The sequence below is a fragment of the Pseudomonas putida genome (assembly GCF_026625125.1).
Classification (GTDB): Bacteria; Pseudomonadota; Gammaproteobacteria; order Pseudomonadales; family Pseudomonadaceae; genus Aquipseudomonas; species Aquipseudomonas putida_X.
Genome location: NZ_CP113097.1, coordinates 2,438,653 through 2,463,828, shown reverse-complemented (window position 1 = coordinate 2,463,828; position 25,176 = coordinate 2,438,653). Strand labels below are relative to the sequence as shown.

The 25,176-nt window shown below is 64.9% G+C and carries 19 protein-coding genes and 2 pseudogenes; 7 read left to right on the top strand and 14 right to left on the bottom strand.

The window, feature by feature from the left end:
- The first annotated feature begins 57 nt into the window (after positions 1-57).
- Both mtlD and OSW16_RS11330 read left to right on the top strand, forming a co-directional pair.
- A complete protein-coding gene (gene mtlD, locus OSW16_RS11335; protein ID WP_267823134.1) occupies positions 58-2,190 on the top strand; it encodes a bifunctional mannitol-1-phosphate dehydrogenase/phosphatase in 2,133 nt (710 codons plus the stop codon).
- Positions 2,191-2,366: 176 nt separating this feature from the next.
- On the top strand, positions 2,367-3,491 hold the full coding sequence (locus OSW16_RS11330) for a mechanosensitive ion channel family protein (RefSeq protein ID WP_267823132.1): 1,125 nt from the start codon (positions 2,367-2,369) through the stop codon (positions 3,489-3,491).
- A 10-nt stretch (positions 3,492-3,501) separates the two neighbouring features.
- On the opposite strand, the gene OSW16_RS11325 is transcribed toward OSW16_RS11330, so the two are convergent.
- Entirely contained in the window at positions 3,502-3,885 is a 384-nt protein-coding gene (locus OSW16_RS11325; protein ID WP_267823131.1) for a termination factor Rho, read from the bottom strand.
- Positions 3,886-4,080: 195 nt separating this feature from the next.
- On the opposite strand from OSW16_RS11325, the gene OSW16_RS11320 reads away from it, so the two are divergent.
- The 4 genes and pseudogenes from OSW16_RS11320 to OSW16_RS11305 all read left to right on the top strand — a co-directional run bounded on the left by OSW16_RS11320 (position 4,081) and on the right by OSW16_RS11305 (position 9,449).
- On the top strand, positions 4,081-4,314 hold the full coding sequence (locus OSW16_RS11320) for a hypothetical protein (RefSeq protein WP_267823129.1): 234 nt from the start codon (positions 4,081-4,083) through the stop codon (positions 4,312-4,314).
- 35 nt (positions 4,315-4,349) lie between these two features.
- Complete coding sequence (locus OSW16_RS11315; protein WP_267823127.1) at positions 4,350-5,825, top strand: MFS transporter; 1,476 nt, start codon at positions 4,350-4,352, stop codon at positions 5,823-5,825.
- A gap of 16 nt (positions 5,826-5,841) precedes the next feature.
- A pseudogene (locus OSW16_RS11310) lies at positions 5,842-7,679 on the top strand (ABC transporter ATP-binding protein).
- Between the two features lie 3 nt (positions 7,680-7,682).
- Entirely contained in the window at positions 7,683-9,449 is a 1,767-nt protein-coding gene (locus OSW16_RS11305; protein ID WP_267823125.1) for a S8/S53 family peptidase, read from the top strand.
- Positions 9,450-9,483: 34 nt separating this feature from the next.
- Here the strand turns inward: OSW16_RS11305 and OSW16_RS11300 are convergent.
- The 13 genes and pseudogenes from OSW16_RS11300 to OSW16_RS11240 form a co-directional block, all read right to left on the bottom strand.
- Positions 9,484-9,630 (bottom strand): annotated as a pseudogene (locus tag OSW16_RS11300) (DUF6021 family protein); the annotation flags it as partial.
- Positions 9,631-9,916: 286 nt separating this feature from the next.
- On the bottom strand, positions 9,917-10,699 hold the full coding sequence (locus OSW16_RS11295; protein ID WP_267823123.1) for a cyclase family protein: 783 nt from the start codon (positions 10,697-10,699) through the stop codon (positions 9,917-9,919).
- Positions 10,696-11,679, bottom strand: coding sequence for an NAD-dependent epimerase/dehydratase family protein (locus tag OSW16_RS11290; protein ID WP_267823121.1), 984 nt, complete (start codon positions 11,677-11,679; stop codon positions 10,696-10,698). The genes OSW16_RS11295 and OSW16_RS11290 overlap by 4 nt, the downstream gene beginning before the upstream one ends.
- The gene (locus OSW16_RS11285; protein ID WP_267823119.1) at positions 11,670-12,662 is read right to left on the bottom strand and encodes a fumarylacetoacetate hydrolase family protein; all 993 of its coding nucleotides are present in this window, start codon (positions 12,660-12,662) and stop codon (positions 11,670-11,672) included. The genes OSW16_RS11290 and OSW16_RS11285 overlap by 10 nt, the downstream gene beginning before the upstream one ends.
- A complete protein-coding gene (locus tag OSW16_RS11280) occupies positions 12,659-13,231 on the bottom strand; it encodes a cupin domain-containing protein (protein ID WP_267823117.1) in 573 nt (190 codons plus the stop codon). The genes OSW16_RS11285 and OSW16_RS11280 overlap by 4 nt, the downstream gene beginning before the upstream one ends.
- A gap of 70 nt (positions 13,232-13,301) precedes the next feature.
- Positions 13,302-14,492, bottom strand: a complete 1,191-nt coding sequence (locus OSW16_RS11275) for an MFS transporter (protein WP_267823115.1) — start codon at positions 14,490-14,492, stop codon at positions 13,302-13,304.
- The gene (locus tag OSW16_RS11270; protein ID WP_267823113.1) at positions 14,482-16,971 is read right to left on the bottom strand and encodes an efflux RND transporter permease subunit; all 2,490 of its coding nucleotides are present in this window, start codon (positions 16,969-16,971) and stop codon (positions 14,482-14,484) included. The genes OSW16_RS11275 and OSW16_RS11270 overlap by 11 nt, the downstream gene beginning before the upstream one ends.
- Positions 16,972-16,974: 3 nt before the next feature.
- Complete coding sequence (locus OSW16_RS11265) at positions 16,975-18,036, bottom strand: WD40/YVTN/BNR-like repeat-containing protein (RefSeq protein WP_267823111.1); 1,062 nt, start codon at positions 18,034-18,036, stop codon at positions 16,975-16,977.
- A gap of 54 nt (positions 18,037-18,090) precedes the next feature.
- Positions 18,091-19,458 (bottom strand): DUF1329 domain-containing protein, encoded by a 1,368-nt coding sequence (locus tag OSW16_RS11260; RefSeq protein ID WP_267823109.1) that lies wholly within the window; start codon positions 19,456-19,458, stop codon positions 18,091-18,093.
- Between the two features lie 14 nt (positions 19,459-19,472).
- Entirely contained in the window at positions 19,473-21,143 is a 1,671-nt protein-coding gene (locus OSW16_RS11255) for a DUF1302 domain-containing protein (protein ID WP_267823107.1), read from the bottom strand.
- A gap of 84 nt (positions 21,144-21,227) precedes the next feature.
- Entirely contained in the window at positions 21,228-22,352 is a 1,125-nt protein-coding gene (locus OSW16_RS11250) for an FAD-dependent oxidoreductase (protein WP_267823105.1), read from the bottom strand.
- 140 nt (positions 22,353-22,492) lie between these two features.
- A complete protein-coding gene (locus OSW16_RS11245; protein ID WP_267823102.1) occupies positions 22,493-22,840 on the bottom strand; it encodes a Rieske (2Fe-2S) protein in 348 nt (115 codons plus the stop codon).
- Positions 22,841-22,843: 3 nt separating this feature from the next.
- Positions 22,844-23,785: a VOC family protein gene (locus OSW16_RS11240; RefSeq protein ID WP_267823100.1), complete on the bottom strand. Its 942-nt coding sequence runs from the start codon at positions 23,783-23,785 to the stop codon at positions 22,844-22,846.
- A 279-nt stretch (positions 23,786-24,064) separates the two neighbouring features.
- On the opposite strand from OSW16_RS11240, the gene OSW16_RS11235 reads away from it, so the two are divergent.
- Positions 24,065-25,003, top strand: coding sequence for a LysR family transcriptional regulator (locus OSW16_RS11235; RefSeq protein WP_267823098.1), 939 nt, complete (start codon positions 24,065-24,067; stop codon positions 25,001-25,003).
- Positions 25,004-25,176: the final 173 nt, after the last annotated feature.

Sequence of the window (25,176 nt, the reverse complement as noted above, 5' to 3'; positions counted from 1 at the left end):
CGCTTGTACCCGTGTGCAAGCCGAGATGAATCACGACTCAACAAGGGGCAATAGCCAATGATCTTTTTTCAAGGCAAACGCATTTTCAGCGCCATCTTCGATATGGATGGCACCATGTTCGACACCGAGCGCCTGCGCTTCAAGACGCTCAAACAAGCGTCTCTGGAAATTTCCGGCAAGGCGCTGAGCGAGCAGACACTGATCGGTTCGCTGGGCCTGAGCGCGAAGAAGGCCGAGGCCCTGGCCAAGGCGCACAACGGTGACGACTTCCCGTACGCGCAGATCCGCCAGCGCGCCGATGAGCTTGAACTGGAGTACGTGCGCAACCACGGCGTGCCGATCAAAGCCGGGTTGCTGGAAGTGCTGGAGCGGCTGCGCAAGTCTGGCTTGACCATGGCGGTCGCCACCTCCAGCCGCCGGGCCATTGCCGAGGAGTACTTGATCAACGCCAATGTGCTCAAGTATTTCGACATCACCGTGTGTGGCGACGAAGTCAGCCAAGGCAAACCCCACCCCGAAATCTTCCTGCGCGCCGCCACCGCCCTCAACTGCGAGCCGAGCCAGTGCTTCATGGTCGAAGACTCGGAAAACGGCATGCTTTCGGCCATCCGTGCCGAAGGCCAGGCGATCCTGATCGAAGACATCAAGCCGCCGGCTCCTGAAGTCAAAGCCGGCGCGCTGAAAGCCTACCGCAGCATGACCGAATTCCTCGCCGACTTGAGCGAATGCGTGCCTGACTTGGGCATGCCGCAGCTTGAGGAGCCCTTTCCAGCGTCACTGAACCAGTTCCGTGTCGGCATTCACGGGTTCGGCGCCATCGGCGGCGGCTACCTGACCCAGGTGTTTTCCCATTGGGACGGCTACACCCGGCCGTGTGAAATCATCGCCGCCACCCGCTCGCGCATGCTCCGCGAAACCGTCTCTGCGTTTGGCCGCTACAGCGTGCGCTACGGCGCCACCTCGTTCGACCAGACCATCGAGAATGTACGCATGATCGACATGGACGATGCCGAGGCGGTGATCGACATGTACAACGCGGCAGAAATCATCGGCCTGAGCCTGCCGGAGCAGGCCATCCGCAAACAGGCCAAGGTGATTGCCCAAGGCCTGCTGCGCCGCTTCGAGCGCCGGGGCCGTGACCTCACCATCCTGATCGTGCTGAACAAGATCGGTGGCGCCGCGTTCGTACGCTTGCACGTACAGGCGGAGCTGGAATTGCTGTGCGCGCCAGACATCACCCAACAGATCCTGCAAAAAACCCATTTCGCGGAGACGGTGGTCAGCCGCATCGTGTCCAAACTCAGCAACGAGGCCCTGGTCCGTCAGTTGCGCATCAAGTCTCAAATGTTCCAGAACAGCCTTGACGACGAGCCCGCACCGGCCAGCAAACCCTCCGCACCCGTACCTGAATACGAGCGGCTGATCTGCCGCTTCCGGCCGTTCGCGCAATCGAGCAACGCGATGAGCCAGTTGCACCTGATCCTGTTCAACAGCGAGCCAGACATGCCGTTGTACGTGGAGCGCGGCAGTGACCTGCTGGAACGTCTGCGCCAAGTGAAAACGGTCGCTGACATCGCCCAGATCCAGGTCATCAAGAACCGCCTGTGGAACGGCCCTCACGCCATCATTGCCTGGTATGCAAGCGTGCTGGGCTATGACTGGGTTGGCCAGGCCATGGGCGATGAGCGGGTCAGTGAACTGGCCGAGCGCTTGATCAGCCAGGAGGTCGCACCGGCACTGGTGGCTGAGAATGCCGACATGGCAGAGGCGGTTCGCGATTTTGCCAGCACCTTTCTGGAACGCTGCAAAACGTCGTTCAAAGACCCCTGCTCGCGTGTCGGGCGCGACCCACTGCGCAAACTTCAGCGCAACGAGCGCATCCTCAGCAGTATCGACCTTGCCCACAAGCACGGCATCGAAACCCCTGGCCTGACGTTCGGGGCTGCGCTTGGCATTCACTATGCGTTGCGTTGCAGCGACAGCAAGGACCTCGAAGCGCAGACCATCAAACGCATCTACCAGCAGAACGGTGAACGCGTCGAGGCTGTGCTGACCCACAAGGGTGATTACAACGGCAAGCCTTACCCAGGGATGGATCCCGTTGCCGACGCGGTGCTGATCGAGGCCATTGCAGGGCATTTCAGGCAATTGCAGCAGGAAGAGAATGCGGTGCTGTCCGCGGTGAAGTAAGCCCAGGCTTGTGACGCCTGTGAGATCAGCGGTGCTTGATCTGACAGGCGTCCAGGCGCCCGGGGGCTGCAAACGCCGACAAAAAACCAAAATCCGATCGACCTCTTGCGCCCACTGGGCGTCCGATGAACTGCACGTGCGAATTCACTCAAGGGCAACCAGGAGGCCAATCGCTCATGAACGATCGCATCATCGAATTTTTCACCGACACCACTGTGTTCGGTATTTCCATCCTCAACCTGCTGCTGGCGCTTACTGTCGCCGCACTGACCTTTGTGGCCGCACGGGCGGCCATCAGTTTTCTGCTCAGGCGGGTGCAACGCTGGTCCGTGCATGACGGTGCGCTGAGCCATGTCATGGCCAAAGTACTGTCCGGCACCAGCAACTCCCTGCTGTTCCTCGCTTCTGTGCTGGTGGGCCTGAGCATGCTCGACCTGCCAGAGCGCTGGCTGAGCCGGGTGGGCAGCCTCTGGTTCGTGGTAGCAGCGCTGCAGATCGGCTTGTGGGCCAACCGCGCCATCGGGCTGGGCCTGGGCCGCTACTTCGCCCGGCACGGCACCCCAGGCCTGAACCAGGGCAGCGCCCTGGCTACCCTGGCGGGCTGGGGCGCGCGCGTGCTGTTGTGGTCGGTGGTACTGCTGGCCATGCTGTCGAACCTGGGCGTGAACATCACCGCCTTCGTCGCCAGCCTGGGCGTGGGCGGCATTGCCGTTGCGCTCGCTGTGCAGAACATCCTCGGCGACCTGTTCGCCTCGCTGGCGATTGCCGTGGACAAGCCATTCGAGGTGGGCGACTTCATCGTCATCGGCTCACTGTCCGGCACCGTCGAGCAAGTCGGGCTGAAGACGACGCGCATCCGCAGCCTGGGCGGTGAGCAGATCGTCATGGCCAACGCCAGCATGATCAGCAGCACCATCCAGAACTACAAACGCTTGCAGGAGCGGCGCATCGTCTTTGAGTTCGGGCTGTCTTACGACACCCCGACCGAGGCCGTGAAAAAAGCCCCGGCCATCGTCGAGGAGGCGATCAAGGCGCAGGACCAGGCGCGCTTCGACCGCGCCCACTTGCGCGGTTTCGGCAAGGAGGCATTGGAGTTCGAGTGCGTCTACATCGTCAAGGACCCAGGCTACAACCTCTACATGGACATTCAGCAGGCCATCAATTTCCGCTTGCTCGAACGGTTCTCCAGGATCGGCGCCAAGTTCGCCGTACCCGTGCGGGCCATCAAGGTCACAGCGCTGCCGCAAGGGGCCGAGACCTTTGGCCACAGTACCGAAGAGCGGGGTTTCAGAGAGGCCTGAGCTCCAGCCCCTATCGACCCAGCCCGCGCAGCGCTTCGACCAATTGTGCCTTGGTCATGCTGGAGCGCCCCTTGATGTCCTTGCTGCGGGCCTCTTTCATCAGGCTTTCCTTGGTCTGGGTCTCCAGGGAAGCGCCTGATGTGCGGGCATGGCCCTGACGGGTTTTGGCGGCACGCCTGGCAGAGTCGGAACGCGCGGTGCTTTTTTCGCCGGGCGTGGTCTTCTTGCCTGAGCCGCCAGCTTTCTCGTCACCCCCAGACTGCTTGTTGACGGTAGCCCAAGCACGCGCCTCGGCCTCATCCTTGGAGACCCCCTTATGCTCGTAGCTTTCTTCTATATGCTCAGCCTTGCGTTTCTGCTTTTCGGTGTATTTGGCTTTGTCTCCACGTGGCATGGCATTCACTCCTGCGGCAGTTTGCTAGGTGGGGTTGGGCGGGGAAGGCCCGTCATCCGTTTGGACGAGGCTTGCTGGCGGATGTTCAGCCTGATACGCCGCAGTGCCTCGGTTGCCTGCACAAAGCGAAGCCAATCAAACTTTTTCGTGCCCATGGGCTCTTTTGAAAGACATACCTTCACGCGGGAGCAAGCCATGAAGCACACCGATCGCAACAACGGCGACAGCGCGGATAAAGTCCCTCGCCCGATATCCTCGGAGCACGCCCAACAAGGCGAGCCATCGCCCGACCCTGTGCTGGAGCGGCCGGACCCCGACACCGAAGCCGTGGACAAAGTGATCACGCCGACGTCGATCAAGGAACAACAGGCGCAGACCGAGGCCATCAAGCGGCGCCTGGCTGAGGTCGAAGCCAAAAACCGGCGATAACGGAGCTGCCCACCCGCCAGCCGACAGGACGCGCCATGACGACCCACGCCCTGCAACCACCCGCCGGCGCCTGTGCGCAGGAGCGCTTCTACAGCACCGACATACCGGCCCGGCTCGACCGGCTGCCGTGGACGCGCTTTCATACCCTGCTGGTCATGGCGCTGGGCATCACCTGGCTGCTCGATGGCCTTGAAGTGACCTTGGCCGGTTCGGTGGCGGGCGCGCTCAAGGCCAGCCCGGCCCTGGCAATGACCAATACCCAGATCGGCCTGGCAGGGGCGGCCTACATCGCCGGTGCCGTATTGGGTGCATTGCTGTTCGGCTGGCTCACCGACCGCCTGGGGCGGCGCAAGCTGTTTTTCATTACGCTGTTGCTGTACATCGGCGCAACAGCGGCCACGGCCTTCGCCTGGGACCTGTGGAGTTTTCTGCTGTTTCGCTTTCTCACCGGGGCCGGCATCGGCGGTGAGTACACCGCCATCAATTCGACCATCCAGGAATTCACCCCGGCGCGCTATCGCGGCTGGGTCGACCTGACCATCAATGGTACGTTCTGGCTCGGTGCCGCACTGGGCGCGGTGGGCGCAGTGATCCTGCTCGACCCGGCGGTGCTTGGCGGCGAACTGGGCTGGCGCCTGTGTTTCGGCATCGGCGCCGCGCTGGGTTTGCTGATCCTGCTGATGCGCCTGTGGATACCCGAAAGCCCACGCTGGTTGATGATTCACAACCAGCCTGAAGAGGCCGAACGCATCGTCGCCAGCATCGAACGCCATTACCACCAGCGCGGCATCGCCATTCCCCCGCTGCAAACCCCTGCCCTGCGGCTGCGCGCGCGCGACCATACGCCACTGCGCGAGGTGTTCCACAGCCTGTTCAGGGTGCACCGGCGGCGGGCACTGGTGGGGCTGACGCTGCTGACCGCCCAGGCCTTTTTCTACAACGCGATCTTCTTCACCTATGCCTTGGTGCTGACCGACTTCTACGACGTGCCGTCTGCCCAGGTGGGCTGGTACATACTGCCGTTCGCCCTGGGCAATTTCTGCGGGCCGTTGCTGCTGGGCCGGCTGTTCGACGTGGTCGGGCGGCGCATCATGATCAGCTCCACGTACCTGCTTTCCGGCCTGTTGCTGGCGGTCAGCGGTTACCTGTTCCAGCAGCAACTGATCGATGTGACCGAGCAGACCATCGCCTGGATGGTGATTTTCTTTTTTGCCTCGGCAGCCGCCAGTTCGGCCTACCTGACCGTGGCTGAAACCTTCCCGCTGGAGATCCGTGCGCTGGCGATTGCCGTATTCTATGCCTTTGGCACGGGGCTTGGTGGCTTGATCGGCCCGACCTTGTTCGGCGCGCTGATCGAGACCGGCGAGCGCCTGAATGTCCTGTACGGCTACCTGATCGGCGCGGCGTTGATGATCATCGCGGCACTGGCCCAGGCGCTGTGGGGCGTGGCGGCAGAGCGACAGCCACTTGAACACGTAGCCAGGCCCCTGTCGCAAGTGAGCGACACCTGACCCATTCGGAGACTTTATGCTGCGCGCGTTTGAACAACGGCTCGACCCTTTCCCACCCGACGAGGCGCCCCCACCCCCGGTTGGCCTGCTGCGCTTCCTGTGGGCCTGCACGCGGGGCGCGCGCGGCTATGTGCTGGCCCTGGCGGTGCTCAGCGCCGGTGTGTCGATCTACGAAGCCTGGCTGTTTTCCTTTCTGGGGCAGGTCGTCGACCTGCTGTCGGCCTGGCAGGCAGGTGGCGCTGCCGATGGGCAGGAAACCCGGGTGTTGTGGGGTATCGCCATCGTATTGCTGACCAGCATCGGCCTGGTGGCGCTGCGCACGATGGTTCAGCATCAGGTACTGGCGATCAACCTGCCACTGCGACTGCGGTGGGACTTCCACCGGCTGATGCTGCGCCAAAGCCTGTCGTTCTTCTCTGACGAGTTTTCTGGCCGGGTTACCACCAAAGTGATGCAGACGGCGCTGGCGGTGCGCGAAGTGCTGTTCACCGTCATCGAGATCGCCCCGGGCATCGGCGTGTATTTCATCGCGATCATCGCCCTGGCCGGCGGCTTCGACCTGAAACTGATGCTGCCGTTCATTGCCTGGGTCGCGTTGTTCGGGCTGGCCCTGCTGTACTTCGTGCCGCGCCTGGGCCAGGTGGGGCAGGAGCAGGCCCACGCGCGTTCCTCGATGACCGGGCGAGTGTCGGACGCCTACACCAACATCACTCGCACTCCAAGCGTGAAGCGCATTTCGCGCGGGCGGCAATGGAAGACTTCAAGCTCACCGGCTTTCGCCAGATGCGCCTGGTCAGCCAGTTCGAGATCGTCAACCAGGCGCTGGTGGTCGGCCTGATCGCTGGCGCGGGTGGCTACGCCCTGTGGCTCTGGCACCAGGGCGAAGTCGGCACTGGCGCGGTTGCCGCGATCACCGCCATGGCACTGCGGGTCAACGGCATGTCGCACTGGATCATGTGGCAGATGACCTCGCTGTTCGAGAACATCGGCACCGTGCAGGATGGCATGGAGACCCTCACGCGCGGCCCGAAAGTGCAGGATGCGCCGAACGCCGGGGTGCTCAAGACCACGGGCGGGGCGGTGGACTTCGACAACGTCAGCTTCAACTACAACGGCGAACGCCAGGTGCTCGATGGCCTGACGCTGCACATTCGCCCAGGCGAAAAAGTCGGCCTGGTGGGGCGCTCCGGTGCGGGTAAATCCACGCTGATCAACCTGCTGCTGCGCTTTTACGACGTGGACAGCGGCGAAATTCGCATCGATGGGCAGAACATCGCCAAAGTTACCCAGGACAGCCTGCGCAGCGCCATCGGCATGGTCACCCAGGACACCTCCCTGCTGCACCGCTCCATCCGCGACAACATCGCCTACGGTCGCCCCGATGCGACCGAGCAACAGATCCGCCACGCCGCAGCCAACGCCCAGGCCGATGCATTCATCGAGCAGCTCAGCGACCGGCAAGGCCACAGCGGCTACGACACCTTGGTGGGTGAACGCGGCATCAAGCTTTCGGGTGGCCAGCGTCAACGCATCGCCATCGCCCGGGTCATGCTCAAGAACGCCCCGATCCTGCTGCTCGATGAAGCCACCAGCGCGCTGGATTCGGAAGTCGAGGTCGCCATCCAGGAAAGCCTCAATGAAATGATGCAGGGCAAGACGGTCATCGCCATCGCCCACCGACTGTCGACGATCGCCGCCATGGACCGGCTCATCGTCATGGACCAGGGGCGCATCATCGAACAGGGAACCCACAGCGAACTGCTCGCCAGGAACGGCACCTATGCCCGGCTGTGGCAGCACCAGAGCGGTGGCTTCCTGGGTGAGGATCAGGGTGTGGCCGAGGCCATGGAGTAAGCCATGGGCCATCCACGCATTGCCCTTGCCCTGGCGCTGACGCTGGCGGCCAGTACCCCCGCGCTCGCCGAGCAGCCGTTACGCCTGCAACAGCTCAAACGCTGCGGCGACTTGATGGACAGCCAGCAGCAAACCTGGTGCCTGCGCGTGCAGGGGCTTGGCCAGGCCACGCCGCAGCTGCTGCTCAACGGCAACGCAGTGGCTCCGGCGCGTATCCAGCGCCAGGGTGACACCCTGCGCCTGCAACTGGACAGCACGGCGGTGCGAAGCGGCCCGCTGTGGTTGCAGGACGGCCCGCGTGCCAGCAACGCCGCCTGGCTTACCCTGCGCAACAACCATGTGCTGGCCGCAGGGCCCAAGGAGGTGGCCAAGAACATGGATGGCCTGACCACCTATGTCGACCTGGTCAGCGTGTTGATCGAAGAGGACCACGACGGCCGCCAGGAGGCCGAACGCTTGGCGCGCAAATACGGGGCCAAGGTGGTTGGCAGCATCGCTGCGCTGAACCTTTATCAGCTGCGCCTGCCCGCCCGGGACCTGGTGCAGCGCGACGCGCTGGTATTGCGCCTGGGTGGTGAAACCAGCGTGGATGCGGTGGTGGTGGAGGAATCAGCGGCTGAAGAGGCAGAGCACGCCGCCCGCGAGGCGCCGGGTACCCGCAAGCCTGCGCAAGACTCGGACGAGTGGGCTGCCAACCGCTTTCTCGATGCGGTGCACTACTACCAGCGGCGCATCCCGGGCCGCCAGGCACCGGTGCTGCCCACCCCCATCCGGGTCGGCGTGATCGAACGCAACGTCGACTTCGACAGCGCAGACTTCGCCGACTACCTGGGCGCCTGCGAGGGGCGCCGCACCTGCGTCTATGCCCAGGATGCCAGCAAGCCGGACAACCACGGCACGACCGTGGCCGGCATTCTCGCCGCCGCCTGGGATGACGGGGGTAATACCGGCTTCCTGAAGGGGCTGGACAAGGCGGCAGGTGGCTTCGAGGTGATCGTCGAGCGCAACTCCGATGCCGGCATCACCGCCAACATTGCCGCATCGGTGAACCTGGTCGAGGACGGCGTGCGCGTACTCAACTGGAGTTGGGGCATTCACCGCGTCGGGGCGCGCAACGTGCAAGGCGACGAAGTGGACTCACTGCTGCGCTCCGGGATTGCCATGAGCGGCTATGAAGAGCTGCTCGAAGAGTTCTTTCTCTGGCTGCGCAAGGCCCATCCGGACGTGGTCGTGGTCAACTCGGCCGGCAACGGCGCCTCGTTCTCGGGCACCGATGAATACCGCCTGCCCTCCTCCTTCATCACCGAACAACTGCTGGTGGTGGGTGGCCATCAACGTAGCGGGCAGGCGTCAGTCCCCGTCGAGTCGCCAAACTATGCCGTCAAGCGCAGCACCTCGAACGTAGACATGCGCGTCGACATCACCGCCGCAGCCTGCGCCCACGCCTCTACCCCACAGGCAGGCCAACCCGGCGCGGTGCATTGCGGCACGTCCTATGCAACCCCGATGGTCACAGGCCTGGTGGCGGCAATGCTGTCGATCAACCCGCAGTTGCAGCCCGAGCAGCTACGCATGCTGCTGCGCCGCAGCGCCATGACCATCGGCGGCAACAACGACTTCGAACGAGAGGACGCCGAAGACCTCACCGCGCCAATCCTGCCTTCGGAGCGCAACTTTCAATTGCACGACCAGGACGTGGGGCGTTCGGCGCGGCTGGACATGCAAAAAGCCCTGCAGCTATCGGTGCAAAGCCTTGAGCGGGTGCGCTGAACAGCGTCCAGAACCTCCGCGCTCACGGCCTCGATCAGGGTGCCTTTTTCTCCACATCCCTGGGGGGCTTGGCCGGCCCTTGGGGATCGACCTGCGGGTCGTCCAAGTCCGGTGAGTCCGGGTCGAAACCCAGGTCATCCTGGCTGTCGGCGTGGTCGGACGAGTGCGGCCCCTTGTCTCGCGCGGTTCGTTGCGCGGTGGAATCATGCGCCGTACCGCCTGACCCGTCTGGCCGATGGGCATCATTGTCCCGCTCGACTTCCCCTTGGCCCTTGCCCTGGCCTGCTTTCTCAGGCGCTTGCGTGGTGTGCGTCTTCATTGCCCCTCCTGAACCTTTGGCGTGATACAGCACTGGCTGCCCCACGGGGGCAGCTGCTGTAACAGAGGAAGCCTGGAGGCCTGATAAAGTTCACCTGGCCATCGCTGCGCCGGGATGGGCGGCCAGCACGGCGGCTGACAACGTCGCGCTAATCGAAGATGGCCACTGCCCGGACGAACCCCGCGGACGCCTGGCGGATCTTGTAGGGGAAACAACTGACCATGAAACCGTAGGCCGGGAGCTGATCCAGGTTGGCCAGTTTCTCCATCTGCCCATAGCCGATGTCACGGCCGGCCTTGTGGCCTTCCCAGATAATCGATGCATCGCCTGTGGCACTGAAACGTTCACGGGTGTACTTGAACGGCGCATCCCAGCTCCAGGCATCGGTGCCGACCACCCTTACCCCCCGCTCCAACAGGTAAAGCGTCGCTTCGCGGCCCATGCCCACCCCGGCTTCCAGGTAGCCCGGCTGGCCAAACAGGCTGCCTGCGCGGGTATTGACCAGCACGATGTCCAGCGGCTGCAGTTGATGGCCGATGCGGGTAAGTTCGGCTTCCACCTGCGTCGCCGTCACCACGTGCCCATCGGGCAGGTGGCGAAAATCCAGCTTCACACCCGGCTGCAAGCACCACTCCAACGGCAGCTCATCGATGCCGAAGGCCCGCTCACCGCCATTGGTGGTGGACGCATAATGCCAGGGCGCGTCCATGTGCGTGCCGCTGTGGGTCGTGATCTGCAACCGTTCAGCTGCCCACGACTCATCACCGGGCAGGTCTTCCTTGCGCAGGCCCGGGAACATCGCGGCCATTTCCGGCCAGCCCTGCTGGTGGTCCATGTAGTCGATCTTTGGCAGCAAAGGCGGTGGGTCGGTGTAGGGGTTGTTGTCCAGGGTGACGGAAAGGTCCAGCAGGCGACGCTTGTTCACATTCATGCACAGATTCCTTTACGGGTTGCCGCAGTGCCGCGGCGCGGTGGCAGATCAAGGGCGTTGCGCAGCAGGCCAAGCACTGAGCCGTCATGGCAGAAACCCAGCTTGCGAGCTTGGGTTGTACGCAAGGCCGGATAACGGCCGAACAGCGCTTCGAGCTGTGGCTCGGGCTCGAAGCTGATGCAGGCGCGGTTCTCTTCGCCCAGGCTGGCCTGCAGCCCGGCAAGCACCTGGGCGATCGTCAGCTGCAGCACCGGTAGCTGCCAGACACGACGGTCACCCGGGGCTTGCAGTTCGGCGGCATGCAGCAGGTTGTCCACGCAGCAGCGGGCCGACATCCACCAGGCGCTGGCTTGAGGGGAAACCGGGCATGTGTAGGCCTCACCGGCTGCATAGGCGTGCAGCAAGTCACTCATGAACGCCGAGCGAAGGCCGTTCGGCTCGCGCGGCCGGGCGACGATGCCGGGCAGGCGCAGCGCGCGGCCATCCACCTCGCCGCGACGCGCGAGGTCCTGCAGTGCGATTTCCACCATGCGTTTGTGGGCCGCGTAGGACAGTTGCGGCGAACAGGGCTGGTCTTCATCCATGCGCAAGGGCAGATCGCCGCCGTACACCGCGACACTGCTGGCGTACACCAGCACGGGCGGTCGCCTTGGGTTGCGCAACTGGTCGAGCAGCTCCAGGCTGCCCTGCAGGTTGACCTGGTAACCCAGCTCGTACTGCGCCTCGGCGGCGCCCCCGGGCAGGCTGGCCAGGTGGAACACCACATCCACACCATCGGCCAGCGCCCGGCGCAACAAGGCAGGGTCGGTGACACTGCCGTAATGGCGGCGTAACCGCGCATCGTCGGGCAGCCCCTCCAGTTGCCGGTCCAGTATCAGTAACGCCTCGATGGGCCGCCCACGTATCTCGCCGGCCTCCAGCAGGCGCATTACCAGTTGGCGCCCGACAAAGCCGTTGGCCCCGGTGACCATTACGCGCATTGCCAACCTCCCGGCACCACACGCTGGTCGATGGCACCGAACAGCACCTCGCCTGCACGACTCCGGGCTTCCATGCGCACGCGGTCGCCAAAGCGCATGAAGGCCGTGCGCGGTGCACCGTGGGCGATGGTTTCAATGGCACGGCGCTCCGCGATGCACGCCGACCCTACAGAACGGTCCGCGTTGGACACGGTACCCGAGCCGATCAAGCTACCCGCGCTAAGGCGCCGGGTCAGCGCCGCATGAGCGATCAGTTGGTGGAAGCCGAAATGCATGGCCCCGCCATGTGGGTGGCCGAACCATTCGCCGTTCCACGCCACGTGCAGCGGCAGGTGCACGCGGCCGTCGCACCAGGCGCCGCCGAGTTCGTCCGGGGTCACCGCCACCGGAGCGAAGCTGGTGGCGGGCTTGGCCTGGACAAAGCCGAAGCCGGTCTTCATCTCCCTGGGCGCCAGGGCGCGCAAGCTGACGTCATTCAGTTGCAGTACCAGCCGCACATGCTGCAAGGCGCGTTCCGGCGGGCAGCCCATGGGCACGTCATCGACCAGCACCGCGAACTCGCCCTCGAAATCGATGCCGTGGGCCTCGCTGGGCAAGGGAATGTCCGCCCGCGGCCCCAAAAAGTCGTCGCTGGCCCCTTGGTAGATCAGCGGAATGTGCTCCACACCCTCGATGGGGTCCAGGTTGAAGGCTTTCTGCATCAGCTCGCCGTGGCTGAGGAACGATGAAGCGTCCAGCCACTGCCTGGCCTGGGGCAGCGGCGCGGCGAGCTGTGCCAGGTCAAGGTCGAACGCACCCGCGGCCTGGTCGGCGTTGAGCTGCGCATACAACTGCTGCAGGCCGCCCTCGACCTGCGCCCAGTTGTCCAGGGCAGCCTGCAACGTAGCGGCGATGGGGCTGGCCTGGACCGCCCGCTGCAGGTCGCGGGCAACCACCAGCAGGCGGCCATCGCGGCTACCGTCATTGAGTGTGGCCAGCTTCATGGCAGCACCTCCTTGAGCTGCTCGGCGTAACGGCCGTCGAGCAGGATGAATACCATGCGCGCCATCTGCTCGGTGCGGTTGCTCCAGGCGTGGTTGGTGCCGCGCTGCACGACGATGTCACCGCGCTTGAGGTGTACCTCGTCGCCGTCCAGCACCAGCCACACCTCACCTTCAGTGACGATCCCGTAATCCAGGGTCTCTGTGCGGTGCATCAGCTTGTGCTTTGAATCGGCGTTACCCGTGCCGGCATGCGCTTCGTCGATCTCGGCGAAGGCAGCCGCTGCCTGCTCAGCGCTGACCTGGTTCTGCAGGCTGTCCGGCGGGATATCCACCACGCGGATCACACTGCCCGATGGGGCGGGGCTCAATTGCAGGGGCCGGGCGGTCGGGTCGTCGCCATTGTCCAGCAGCGCGGGGCTGCCGGCACTGTTCCACACTTCATAGAACACCGTGCCTGGCACCGCTTTGAGCGCGAAGTCATGTGCCGTGGGGCCACAACTGGCCACCACCGCCTGGCCCTGAGGATCGTGGCCGGTGACGACGCGTTTGAAGGTTGGAAGTGACTGCATGTTGTCTCCTGTCAATTACAGTGGCCAGTGCCAGGGCCGGCACCTGGGCCTGTGTTGCAAAGCTGATCGTTCACAGTGCACCCACTGCGCCCGCGCCACGGGCGCGCCGCAACAACAGCAGGCACAGCGGCGCCAGGACCAGTTGGCTGAGCGCAACCAGCAGCAACGCCTGCGGCAGCTGCGGCGCCGCGCCGCCAGTCAGCGCGAGTACCAGCAGCGGGCTGATGAATTCACCGGCGAAGATCGCGGCGGTGAACCCGCCCGTGGCCCGGCCGCGCTGGTCGAAACCGACGTGCTGCATGACCTGGCTGATGAGGCAGGGCAGCAGCAGGCCAACGCCCAGGCCATTGATCAGCACGGCCACCACCACCACTGCGTGGCTGGTGGAAAGCGCCATCAGGCCACCGCCAAGCCCCGCCGTGGCAAACCCCAGCGCCAGCAGACGCCCCGCTGGCTGGCTGGCCAGCAAGCGGAAGGCCAGTGCCCCGGCCAGCACGCCGAGTTGGTTGGCGCCCATGGTCAGGCCCACCTGCTGCGGTGCATCCACATGCAGCAGTTGCAGCAGGTAGCCGACTTGCACCGGAACGATGAACAGGCTCACACCCGCCAGGCCTGTCAGCAGGTAGATCGGCGCCAGGGCGGCCCAGGGGAAGCGTGAAGCCCCGCCATGTCGAGGCTCGACACGGCGGGCCTGCGGTTCCCATAACAGCCAGGCCATCAGCGGCAGGCACAGCACGCCTACGGCATACAGCGCGAACGGCGTACGCCAACCGTTTTCACCCAGTGCTCCGCCCAGGCCCATGAACAAGGCGGCTGACAGCGACGTGGCCACCATTTGCAGGGCAAACAGCCGCTCCCGGCGTTGGCCCTCGAAGTAGTCCCCCATCAGTGTGGTGCAGCAGGTCATGATGCCGGCTTCGGCCAGGCCGATGCCGGCGCGGCTGGCGATAATCAGGCCAAGGGAGTCCAGCCACAGCGGCAGCACCCCGCAGACGCTGTAAAGCAGCATGCTGGCCAGCAGCAAGGCCCGCCGGCCGACACGGTCCGCCAGCATGCCGGCCCAAGGTGCCGCCAGGGCAATCACCAGTGCGGGCAAGGTCAGCACAATCGGTACCAGCACCGCCACGCCGGGCGCTGCGCTGAAATGCAGCTGCATGCGTGGCAGCACAGGGGCGATCAGCACGGCCCCCAGCACCGGCAGGCAGCTGCCGAACAGCAATAACAGCGCCTGCGCCCTGCCGGACGTACGTTCAGCGGCCATGGCTCACCTCCTCCAGCGAATGCAGTCGCGCGCCGCGCGGGGTCAATTCAGCACCGGGTTGGCGCTGTTGCGACAAAGGCTCATGAGCGGGCAACACCGGCGAACGCACCTGGCCTTGCGGCAGCAGGAAGTAGGCCAGTGCCGGCAGCAGGACCAGCGCCCCGACCATGTTCCACACAAACATGAAGGCCAGCAGCACGCCCATGTCCGCCTGGAACTTGATCGGCGAGAAGATCCAGGTACCCACCGCGATGGCCAGGGTCACGCCCGTCAGCATCACCACCTTGCCGGTGAACAGCAGCGCGCGGTAATACGCCTGGGAAAGGCTCGCCCCTTGTCGCAGCTGCGCCAGCACGATGCTCATCACATACAGCGCGTAGTCCACACCGATGCCGACGCCGAGCGCGATCACCGGCAACGTCGCCACCTTCACGCCGATGCCCAACGCCACCATCAACGCCTCACACAGGATCGAGGTGAGCACCAGCGGCAACACCGCACAAAGCACCGCACGCCAGGAGCGGAAGGTCACCAGGCAAAGCAGGGTGACGGCCCCGTACACCCACCAGAGCATGTCGCGGTTGGCCTGTTTCACCACCTGGTTGGTGGCAGCCTCGATGCCGGCGCTCCCGGCAGCGAGCAGGAAGGTAGCCTGCTCGCTGTCGTTGCCCTGGGCAAAGGCCTGGACGCTGTCCACCACCCGCGCCAGGGTGTCGGCCTTGTGGTCGGTGAGGTAGGCGTAGAGTGTGAGCAGGCTGCAGTCATCGTTGTACAGGCCGCGCGGGGCGTTGGCGGTGACCATGTTCAGGGTCGCCTGGTTGTTCACCAGCTCGTACCATTTCGGGCTGCCCTCAGAGAGGCCAACCAGTACCCGGCGGTTGAGCAGCGCCAATGAGTTGGTCGAGTCTACGCCCGGCAGGCCACGCAACTGCCAGTCGAGGTCGTCCACGCGCTTGAGGGTATCGTAGGCCGAACAACCGCCAGCGGGCGTGCGCACCATCACCGCAAACACGTCACTGCTGGCACCGTAGTGCTCAGTGATGAACGCGTTGTCGCGGTTGTAACGCGAATCGGCACGCAGCTCGGGGGCGCCAGCATCCAGGTCTCCCACTTTCAGGTGCAGGCTCACGGCGAAACCGCCCGCGGCCATCAGTAGCGCCAGTGCAATGCACCACGCAGCCCAGCGGCGGCGGGTGAAGCGGTCCAACAGGCGCCACATCGCGTGCTTCTGCGCCCCGCTCGCCTGCGCCTGTTCGGCGCGCAGGCTACGGCGCGCACCTCGGGCGCTGACCCCGACATAGGAAAGCAGCACCGGCAGCAGGATCAGGTTGGTGAAGATCAGCACCGCCACGCCGAGGCTGGCGATGACGGCAAGGTCCTGGATCACCTGGATACGGATGATCATCAGCACCGCGAAGCCCACCGCATCGCACAGCAGTGCAGTGAGCCCGGCCAGGAACAGCCGGCGGAAGGTGAAGCGCGCCGCCACCAAGCGGTGCATGCCGCGGCCGATGTCCTGCATGATGCCGTTCATCTTCTGTGCGCCATGGCTCATGCCGATGGCGAACACCAGAAACGGCACCAGCACCGAGTACGGGTCCAGTTCGTACCCCAGCAGCGGCAGCAGGCCCATTTGCCAGACCACTGCCACCAGTGAGCAGGTCACCACCAGCGCCGTGCTGCGCGCACACCGGGTGTACCAGTAGAGCACCACAGCGGTGATGGCGATGGCTGCGGCGAAGAACAGCAGGATCTGCTCCAAGCCATCGATCAGGTCGCCGACGACCTTGGCGAAGCCGGTGATGTGAATCTGCACGCCCTGCTGCTGGAAGCGTTCACGCAGGCTTTCCAGTTCGCTGGCGAAGGCGTTGTAGTCGAGCGCCTTGCCGTCCGGTGTCGTTTCCAGCAGCGGCACGTAGACGATGCTCGAACGCTGGTCGAAGGCCACCAACTGGCCGATCTCGTTGGAACGTTCGACGTTGCGCTTGAGCGCCTCGAGGCTCGCGGGGCCGCCGTCGTAGCCGTCGGGGATCACAGGGCCGCCTTCCAGGCCCTCCTCGGTCACCCCGGCCCAGCGGGTGGAGGGGGTCCAAAGCGACTTCATCGCCGCACGGTCGACGCCCGGCAGCAGGTACACCGCGTCGTTGAGTTGCTGCAGGCTGTGCAGGTAATCCTTGTCGTAGATGCTGCCACTGGGGTTGGCCACGGCGATGCGCACTGCGTTGCCCAGCCCGGCAAGTTCCTGGCGGTGTTCCAGGTAGTTGTGGACGAATGGATGGTCGCGGGCAATCGTCTTCTCGAAGCTGGCGTTGAGCGTCAGGCGCGTGGCCTGCCAGCCAAGCAGCAAGGTAGCGGCCAGGCACAGCAGCAGGACCAACGCCCGATGGTTGAACAGTGCACGTTCCAGCAGCGACCCGGACATGTTGTCGAAGTCATCGAGACGGCCGCTGCAAGGCGCCGGCAGATTCATGGCATGCATGGCTCAGTCCTTCGTGAAAGAGGAAGAAGAAGGCGCCAGGCGGCGTGCACCGGCCATGCCGACGGCGACGATGGCACCGTCGGCGGCAGTGGTGGCGGCAGTCAGTGGCAGGCCATCGGAGACCGGCACAGGGTGCGCGGCAAAGTCGCTCAGGCTGCTGTGCAGCAACATCCCGGCCTGGTTGGCCAGCAATACCTGATCACCGGCGACGCGGATGGCGTTGAGCGAAGCAGCAATCGGGTTGACCAGCGCCTGGAAACTTGCACCGCCGTCATCGGAGGCGAACAACGAACCGCGCAACCCGCCGACCAGCAGCCGTCCGTTGGGCAGCACGCTGGCAGCGAAGTAGCTGCCCTCATAAGGGCCTTGCAAAGCCTCGAAGTGAGCGCCGCCATCACGCGAACGCAGCAACAGGCCCTGCTCGCCGGCGACGTACAGGTCAGCGCCCTGGCGGGCCAGGGCATACAGGTGCAGGCCGCGGCGGTTGGGCAGCAGGCCCATGGCGGACTGCCAACTACGCCCGCCGTCGGCCGTGATCATGGCCAGCCCGTAGGCACCCACCACCAGGCCGTGCTGCGCATCGGCGAAGCTCAGCGCCAGCAGGGGCTTGTCGGCGCCGTCGGCCAGCAGCCGCTGTGCGGCGGCCAGGCGGCGCTGATCCGCAGAGGCCTCGGCTGCCTGTAACTCCAGGGCCGCGGCGCGCTTGCCATCGAGCTGCAAGGCCCAGTGCTCGCCACCGTCCTCGCTGCGCAGCACGACGCCAGCGTGGCCAACCGCCCAGCCGTTGCGCGCATCGACGAACTGCACCGCGGTCAGGCTGACGCTCACTGGCACGGTCGTGGCCTGGCGCCAGGCCTTGCCATTGTCGTCCGAAAGCAGCACCACGCCACGTTCGCCCACCGCCACCAGGCGCGCGCCGGCACGGGCCACATCCTGCAGCACCGCTCGCAAGGCCTGGGGGCCATGCACTGCGGGCTGCGAGAGCACATCCACACTGCCGCCGGCGTAGGCCGGAGGCAGCGTGCAACAGGCGGCCAGCAGCCAGCCCTGGAGCATCTTGTTCATCGCACGCAACCTTTTGTTCTTGTAGTCGATACGGCCCAGGTGCAATGCGCCTGCTCAGCGCACGCCCTCACCCGCCATGGCATCGGCGGTGAACACCGAGTCCTTGTAGGGCGGCACGATGCGGTACTGCTCCTGCTTGCCGGCAAACAGGTCGCCAGCGAACCATGCGCCGGACAACAGGTCGTAGAAGCCGTTGGTCAGGGTCACCACGCCTGGCAGGTCAGGCAGTACCACCGGGGAGGTCCAGACCACCTTGGCCAACTGGTTGCGCGCGTCGTATCGCTCGCCCAGCACGGCTGCCCAGGTGTCTTCGTCCAGGTAGTAGGTGCTCTTGGGCATCACGTGGCGCTGGCCCTGCTTGAGCGTCGCCTCCACCACCCACACCCGGTGCAGTTCCCAGCGGATGGCTTGTGGTTTGAGGTGGTGCGGGTCGAGCAGCGCTTCAGCGTTGGCGGCGGTGAACACCTTGTTGGCGTTGTAGGGGATGTACATCTCTTTCTTGCCCACCAGCTTCCAGTCAAAGCGGTCCAGGCGGCCGTTGAACACGTACAGCTCATCGAAACTCATCACCCCTGCGGTGGCTGGGGTCGGTGTGTCGCAGCAGGCATTGGGCAGACGGCGGACCCGGCGCTGCCCGGGCAGGTAGGTCCACACCGCGGCTTTGTCGGCATTGAGGTTTTCAAGGCCGGTGATGGCCTCGCCCGCCCGCAGCGGCGGCCCATCGTTGGTCATGCGGATCGAGAAGAACACACCCTTGTCACCACTGCCCCCAGGCAGATACCAGGGCATCTGCAGATCGGCGCGCGAATCGTTGGTCAGCACGTGCTTGCCGTCGGCAGTGGTCAGGTACTGGTTGAAACTGGCGTGCCATGAAGCCCCGCGCCAGCGCAGCAAGTGGTTCCACATGGCTTCCACGCCATTGGCCGGGATCGGGAACGGAATACCCCCGGAGGCGCCTTCGGGCATGGCGCCGGCAGGGCCGTCCACCAGCTTGCCGCTGGTGGCATTGGCGAAGGTTGCGTCGTACACCGATTGCGGTGCGGCGGCGCTGCGGTGGGTCGGGTAGACCTCCAGCCGGTAGCTGTCGGGGTACTTCTTCAGCATCGCCTGGATGCCTGGGGTCAGCTTGTCAGCGTACTGCGTCATGTTCTGCGCCGTGATGGTCAGCAGCGGCTTTTCAGCGGCGAACGGGTCACTCCGCTTGCCGCCGTCCTGGTAAGCGCTGTCGACTTGGGTGTAGCCGCCGGTCCAGGCCGGGATGCTGCCGTCGGCGTTGCCGGCACGCTCCCCGCCCAGTGGCGTCAGGGTGGTCTTGAGCGTTGCCGCCTGCTCGGGGGGCACCGCGGCAAAAGCGCCGTGAGCGAGCAGCAGCGAGGCACTCAGGGCAGTGAACAGGGAAACGACGTTATTGTTGTGTTTCATCGGGTAGTCCTCGGTCAGAAGGTACGGCTGACGGTGAAGGCGATGAAGTCGCGGTCTTTGAGCGACTGTTCGAAGGTGTAGTTGTTGGCGGCATCGAGGAAGGTGTTTTCCGGGCCGTAGTAGTGCGTGTAGGTCAGGCCCAGGCTCCAGGTGTTGAGATAGTTGCCTTTCAGGCCGATGTTCAGGTCGCCGCCATGGTCGCTGCCAAAACCGGTACCCAAGGCCATCGAGGCACCGTTGGTGTAGCTCGCACCGATCGGCACGGAGAGGTCCAGGCCAGGGTAGATCTGCCGGTACATCGGCTCGAACACCAGGCGCAGGCTGGTGGCATCGCGGTCGGCGTTGGGGTCGACGGCGTCGGCGTTCTTGCTCACGCTCATCACCCGGTTCCAGGCTATCTCGCCCAGGAAACTCGACTCGGCGGCAATGAAGTTGGGCTCCAGGCTGGCCAGCCAGGAGACGTTGGCATGCAGGGTGCGGCCGGTGGCGTAAACCGGGTTGTCATCGTTGTCGATCGGCTCGTCCGTCGCCAGTGCATGCTGGTTCGTCGAGGCCAATGGCTGGTTCCAACGGGTGGACAGCTCGCCAGCGACGTTGAAGTTGCCCAGGGTGGTGGAAAAACTGCCGCCCAGTGCCTCGATGCCCTCCGGATAAACCCAGTAGAACTCGCCGGCCTTGCCACTGACCGGGTCGAGGTTGGCGAAGTCGGGGCGTACGTTGAGCTGCGGCGACTTGTCGTGGAAGCGAATGGCGTAGAGCCCCCAGTCCACGGTTTCGCTGCGCCAGCGCAACTGCACACCGCCCTGCCCCGAGTCTTTGGCTTCCTTGTCGTTGCCGTGGTAGAAGGCCAGCGGCTGGCCGCCCGGGAACACCGGCGCGCCAACGAACATGCGCTCTGCGCCGTCGCCAAAGAAGTCGTCGGTGGAGAAATAGCTGCCAGCTGCCGGCAGGCGGTTGGCCTCCCACTCGAACTGGTAGTAGGCGCCAAGGGAGACATCCGGCGTCAGCTGCAACTGCCCGGAAATCTGCTGCACCGGGCGGATCAGCTCCTTGAACTGGGTGTTGGGCACCGACAGGCCCTTGACCACATCCACCGGCGCCATGCCCCCGGCGATACCGTTCATGCCATAGAACAGGCTCTCGCCCCACTGCATGGCGTAACGGCCCAAACGGCCAGACACCGGCAGCCCACCGATCTCGGTCTTGCCAAAGATGAACGCGTCGAGCAACTCGCCTTTGCGCCCGTGCAAGGTGCGGGTGTCATCGGTGAACTCATCGTAATCGACCGAATAGCTGTTGGCGCGGCTGGGGTCGCCGTTGTCGGAACCCTGGTTGTAGACATCGTCATACCAGGCCGCACCACTGACCCGGGCGCCGACGTTGCCGTAGGTCACATCCAGCTCTGACAGCAGGTCCAGGCGGTTTGAAATCAGGCCTTTGTCGAAATTGCGGTCACCATCATCCAGGTTCAGGGCCGTCTGCCCTTCGGTGAGTTTGCTGCTGGCATCCTGGGTGCGCCAGGCGGCGCTGTACTTCAGGGTATTGTCCCAGCGCACCCGCAGGTCGGGGATGCCAGTGTCGAATTGCATGGCCTGGGCCTGGCTGGCCGCCAGGGCGAAAATCGCCAGGGTGATGGGTTTGAGCGGCGGCAACGGCCGGGCGGTTGCACCTTTGCGAGTCAACATCGGGGTTTCCTCTTTCTTGTTCTTGTGTCGGTGTTGGCATGCACCGCGGCGCGCCGGCAAGGCAGGGTGCGCCGGGCACAGGGATCAGATCGGCCGAGCGGTGACCTCGAGCATCTGCTTGACCAGGCCGATGCGGTCGAAGGACGGGTCCCGCTGGACCTCTTTCTCGCCCGCCAGCAGCGACATGTCGCTGATGTACTTGCAGCGCTCGAACCGGCGCCCCATGAAGCACTGCAACTGCTCGTCCAGGCTGCCGCCGGCGGTCAGCGCCTCGGCCAGCACCACGGCGTCTTCGATGGCCATGCCCGCGCCCTGCCCCAGGTGCGGCGTGGTGGCATGGGCCGCATCCCCGATCAGCAGCACGCGGCCGCGATACCAGGGCTCGTCGACGAACACCGCTTCCAGTGGCTTGTAGACGACCTCTGCGCTGTCACAGACCTGTTCGCGCAGCTCACCGATCAACCCGCCAAACCCCGCCAGGCGCTGGCGCAGGCCCGCGGCAAGCCCGGCCGGGTCCATCCACGGGTTGCCCGGTTCGTGGGAGGTGGTGAACAGGTACATCAGGTTGTCGGCCAGCGGTACCAGCCCAGCATTACCCGAGGGGCCCTGGAAGTTGGCCAGGTGGTCGATACCGGCTGCGCGCGGGAAGTTGTGGCGCCACACCGACTGGCCGGTGAATCGCGGCTGGTAGGCATCACCGAACAGCAAACCACGGATCTTCGAGTACAGCCCATCGGCGCCGACCATCAGCGCATAGCGCCCCTGGCGGCCATCGCTGAACAGCACGTCGATGCCAGTGGCATCCTGCTCGAAGCGCTCCACAGAGGTGCCCAGGCGTACCTGGGTACCGAGTTCGATGGCGGTTTCGCTCAGCACCTTGTGCAAGGCGCGGCGGGAGATGCCGACGTTGGCCGGGTACTGCGGGCCGGCCAGGCGCTGCCCCGGGATCCGCGCCAATGGGTGGCCTTCAGTGGTGTAGATGGCCACGTCTTCGAAGGCGTAGGCCGCGTTCAGGTAGGCGTCGAGCACCCCCAGGCGGTGCATCTCGCGCACCACGTTGCTCTGCTGGATGATGCCGACGCCGTAGACGGTCCACTCGGTCTTGAGTTCGACCAGGTCGACCGCTATCCCCTTGCGCCGCAGCGCGATGGCAGCGCACAGCCCGCCAATCCCGCCGCCCACGATCAGTACGTTGCTCACAGTATTCATGGCATCCCTCACGTCTTGTTCTTGTTGTTCGCCGCAGCGTGGGCGGCGGGCATGTCCTGTGCCTTGGGCACAGCTTCCCGGCAGCGCCGGGCTTTGACCAATCGAGTCCTGGGATGCGACCTATCACGCGGCGCGATACCTCAGGGGTGCAACTGTTCCAGCGGCACTACCAGCCAGCCGTCCACCTCACGGTGATCGAGCGCCTGCAGTGCATCGCCACGGCACGGGCCGTGCACGCAGGTGCCATCGTCAGGCCGAAAGCGCGCGCCATGGGCGTAGCAGACCACCCACTGGCCATCGGCACTGAGAAAGCGGTCCTTGCGGTACTCCAGCGGTACCCGCAGGTGCGGGCAAAGGTTGCGGTACACCCGCACGACCCCGCCGTGCCGGAGGGCGAACAGGCTGTCTGCCCCCTTGCTCTGCGGGTCGAAGCCGCGGGCCTTGCCCTCGCCCAGCTCCGCGAGCGGGCACAGCGCCACACCAGCCATTGCTCAGGCCTGTTTTGGCGGTGGGCCACCGGGCGCCCACTTCTCCCGCGCAGCGAAGAGGAACAGCTGCGAGTTGTCGGCCGACATCGGCGCCTGGCGCGCCGCCCACTGGTCGTCATGCTTGTCCATGTCGGCGTCGTACTCGATGTGGCAGCCCAGCGGGCTGTTGAAGTACCAGAACCAGTTCGAGCCCAGCAGGTGACGGCCTGGGCCCCAGAAACTGGTCCAGCCTTTTTGCTGGAAGCGATTGCCGGCCAGCAGCACTTCCGTGCCGCTGCCCATATGGAAGGTGAAATGCTCGCAGCCCTGCATGTGGGGCGGGGTCTGGATCATGAACAGGCAGTGGTGATCGTCCATGCCCGCGGTCCGCATGAACGGGCCGACGCCGATGAAGCTGTCGGTGGTGACGAAACCCAGGCGGTCGCGATAGAAGGCTTCGCCTTTGGCCGCGTCCGGCACGAAGTACACCACATGGGACAGGGTGCGCGGCTGCGCTGGCATGTCCAGGGTGATGCCCAATTGGTTGAGTGGCCGCTGCGGCGTGCTGCCGGGCGCGTTGGTGAGGTCGGCCGGCGCCTGGAAGCTGCGCCTGCAGGTGACCTGGAAGGCGATGGCAAAGCCCAGGTCGTCGACACTGTGCAGCACGCCCTGCGCGTCGCGGCGCACCTCGCGGTCGCGCCCCAGCTCGTCGGCGATGGCCTCGAGGTCCTGCGCCGCGGCGACGCCATACACGGTTTCACGCAGCGATGGGGTCGGGCCCAGGGCCGGCGGCAGGTGGGGGTCATCGCCGCGACGGATGATGATCGCCGTGCCGTCGAGCGCTTCGAAACGGCCACCGTCGCCATCCAGTTGTACGGCTGACAGGCCGTAATCACGCAGGCAATCGGCGCAGGCCTGGATATCGTCGACGCCAAACACCAGTGCGTCGAGTCCAAGAATGTTCATGGCTACCACTCCATTGAAATTATTGTTCGGTGCCAGCCAGGGTCACCGGTAGCAGGTCGTGGCGGCGGGCTGGCCGCTCGACTGGAGGGCAGATTGCTGGCTGATCGGCCAGGCTGACCAATCGTGAGTCAGGATGCGAGGCATCGGTAAACGCGATACCTGTGCGCCAGCCCATGGCGCCTGGCGTTGGCTCGGTTCAACGGCAGATTGGCCTTGACGTATCGGCGATGCGGCGGGAAGGTATCGCGAAAATAACTACAAGAACCGTGAGCTATCACCATGCGCTTTCACCACCTGGATCTGAATCTGTTGGTGGCACTGGATGTCCTGCTCGATGAGCAGAACATCACCCGTGCCGCTGAACGCCTGCACATGACGCAATCGGCCACCAGTGGCGTGCTGGGCCGCTTGCGAACGTTTTTCGAGGACGAACTGCTGGTGCAGGTGGGCCGCAAGATGCAGCCCACGCCCTATGCGCTGGAGCTGGCCCAGCCGGTGCGCGAGGTGCTGCTGACCATCCGCTCCTCGATTACCGCCAAGCCGGTATTCGACCCGTCGAGCAGCAAACGGCACCTGCGCCTGGTGACCTCGGACTACCTGATCAGCGTGCTGTTCGCCCAGGTCATCCAGAAAATCCACCTTCAGGCGCCGCACATCACCTTCGAGATGATCAGCCCCGGCGACAACAGCGCCGAGCTTCTGATGCGCGGCGAAGTCGACATGATGATCGTGCCCGAGCGGTACCTCATCGAAGGCCACCCCTCCCAGCTGTTGTTCGAGGAAGATCACGTGTGCGTGGTCTGGCGCGACAACCCGCAGGTCGGCGACAGCCTGACGCTGGAGCAGTACATGCAGATGGGGCATATCTCGGTGGGCTTTGGCCGTAACCGGCACCTGAGCATCGAGGACTGGTTCATGAACCAGTACGGTTTCAATCGCCGCCTGGAAGTGATCACCAACGACTTCAACACCCTGCCGCAACTGCTGGTAGGCACCCCTCGTGTGGCCACCATGCACCGGCGCCTGGCGCAGCTGTATGCCCGCTATCTGCCCCTGCGGATCCTGCCACCACCGGTGAAGATCCCGGTGATGCGCGAGTTCATGCTCTGGCACCGCAGCATGGACGGTGACCCCATGCACCGCTGGCTGCGTGAGCGCATCAGCGATTTCATCCAGCACCTGGACCAGCGACCTGAAGCCCTGCGGGCCAGCGCCTGACCGGCAGCCATCGCCCCGGCCGGCGCCATGTCGCCGGGGCATCGCGTTTGGCGATACCTCGCATCCCTGTTCACGATTGGCCCCTCCTCGCCCTGTCTGCGTAACTTGCCTTCGGACATCGCCTTGTGTGCCTGGCGCGATGCTCAGGCACCGGACCCAACGACCGCAGAAGG

What these genes read in the sequence shown, in the direction of transcription:
- mtlD (WP_267823134.1), top strand. Translation starts at nt 58, where the DNA reads ATGATCTTTTTTCAAGGCAAACGCATTTTCAGCGCCATCTTCGATATG.
- OSW16_RS11240 (WP_267823100.1), bottom strand. Translation starts at nt 23,785, where the DNA reads ATGAACATTCTTGGACTCGACGCACTGGTGTTTGGCGTCGACGATATC.
- OSW16_RS11250 (WP_267823105.1), bottom strand. Translation starts at nt 22,352, where the DNA reads ATGAATACTGTGAGCAACGTACTGATCGTGGGCGGCGGGATTGGCGGG.
- OSW16_RS11295 (WP_267823123.1), bottom strand. Translation starts at nt 10,699, where the DNA reads ATGAATGTGAACAAGCGTCGCCTGCTGGACCTTTCCGTCACCCTGGAC.
- OSW16_RS11320 (WP_267823129.1), top strand. Translation starts at nt 4,081, where the DNA reads ATGAAGCACACCGATCGCAACAACGGCGACAGCGCGGATAAAGTCCCT.
- OSW16_RS11315 (WP_267823127.1), top strand. Translation starts at nt 4,350, where the DNA reads ATGACGACCCACGCCCTGCAACCACCCGCCGGCGCCTGTGCGCAGGAG.
- OSW16_RS11235 (WP_267823098.1), top strand. Translation starts at nt 24,065, where the DNA reads ATGCGCTTTCACCACCTGGATCTGAATCTGTTGGTGGCACTGGATGTC.
- OSW16_RS11245 (WP_267823102.1), bottom strand. Translation starts at nt 22,840, where the DNA reads ATGGCTGGTGTGGCGCTGTGCCCGCTCGCGGAGCTGGGCGAGGGCAAG.
- OSW16_RS11280 (WP_267823117.1), bottom strand. Translation starts at nt 13,231, where the DNA reads ATGCAGTCACTTCCAACCTTCAAACGCGTCGTCACCGGCCACGATCCT.
- OSW16_RS11285 (WP_267823119.1), bottom strand. Translation starts at nt 12,662, where the DNA reads ATGAAGCTGGCCACACTCAATGACGGTAGCCGCGATGGCCGCCTGCTG.
- OSW16_RS11255 (WP_267823107.1), bottom strand. Translation starts at nt 21,143, where the DNA reads ATGTTGACTCGCAAAGGTGCAACCGCCCGGCCGTTGCCGCCGCTCAAA.
- OSW16_RS11290 (WP_267823121.1), bottom strand. Translation starts at nt 11,679, where the DNA reads ATGCGCGTAATGGTCACCGGGGCCAACGGCTTTGTCGGGCGCCAACTG.
- OSW16_RS11270 (WP_267823113.1), bottom strand. Translation starts at nt 16,971, where the DNA reads ATGCATGCCATGAATCTGCCGGCGCCTTGCAGCGGCCGTCTCGATGAC.
- OSW16_RS11330 (WP_267823132.1), top strand. Translation starts at nt 2,367, where the DNA reads ATGAACGATCGCATCATCGAATTTTTCACCGACACCACTGTGTTCGGT.
- OSW16_RS11325 (WP_267823131.1), bottom strand. Translation starts at nt 3,885, where the DNA reads ATGCCACGTGGAGACAAAGCCAAATACACCGAAAAGCAGAAACGCAAG.
- OSW16_RS11265 (WP_267823111.1), bottom strand. Translation starts at nt 18,036, where the DNA reads ATGAACAAGATGCTCCAGGGCTGGCTGCTGGCCGCCTGTTGCACGCTG.
- OSW16_RS11305 (WP_267823125.1), top strand. Translation starts at nt 7,683, where the DNA reads ATGGGCCATCCACGCATTGCCCTTGCCCTGGCGCTGACGCTGGCGGCC.
- OSW16_RS11275 (WP_267823115.1), bottom strand. Translation starts at nt 14,492, where the DNA reads ATGGCCGCTGAACGTACGTCCGGCAGGGCGCAGGCGCTGTTATTGCTG.
- OSW16_RS11260 (WP_267823109.1), bottom strand. Translation starts at nt 19,458, where the DNA reads ATGAAACACAACAATAACGTCGTTTCCCTGTTCACTGCCCTGAGTGCC.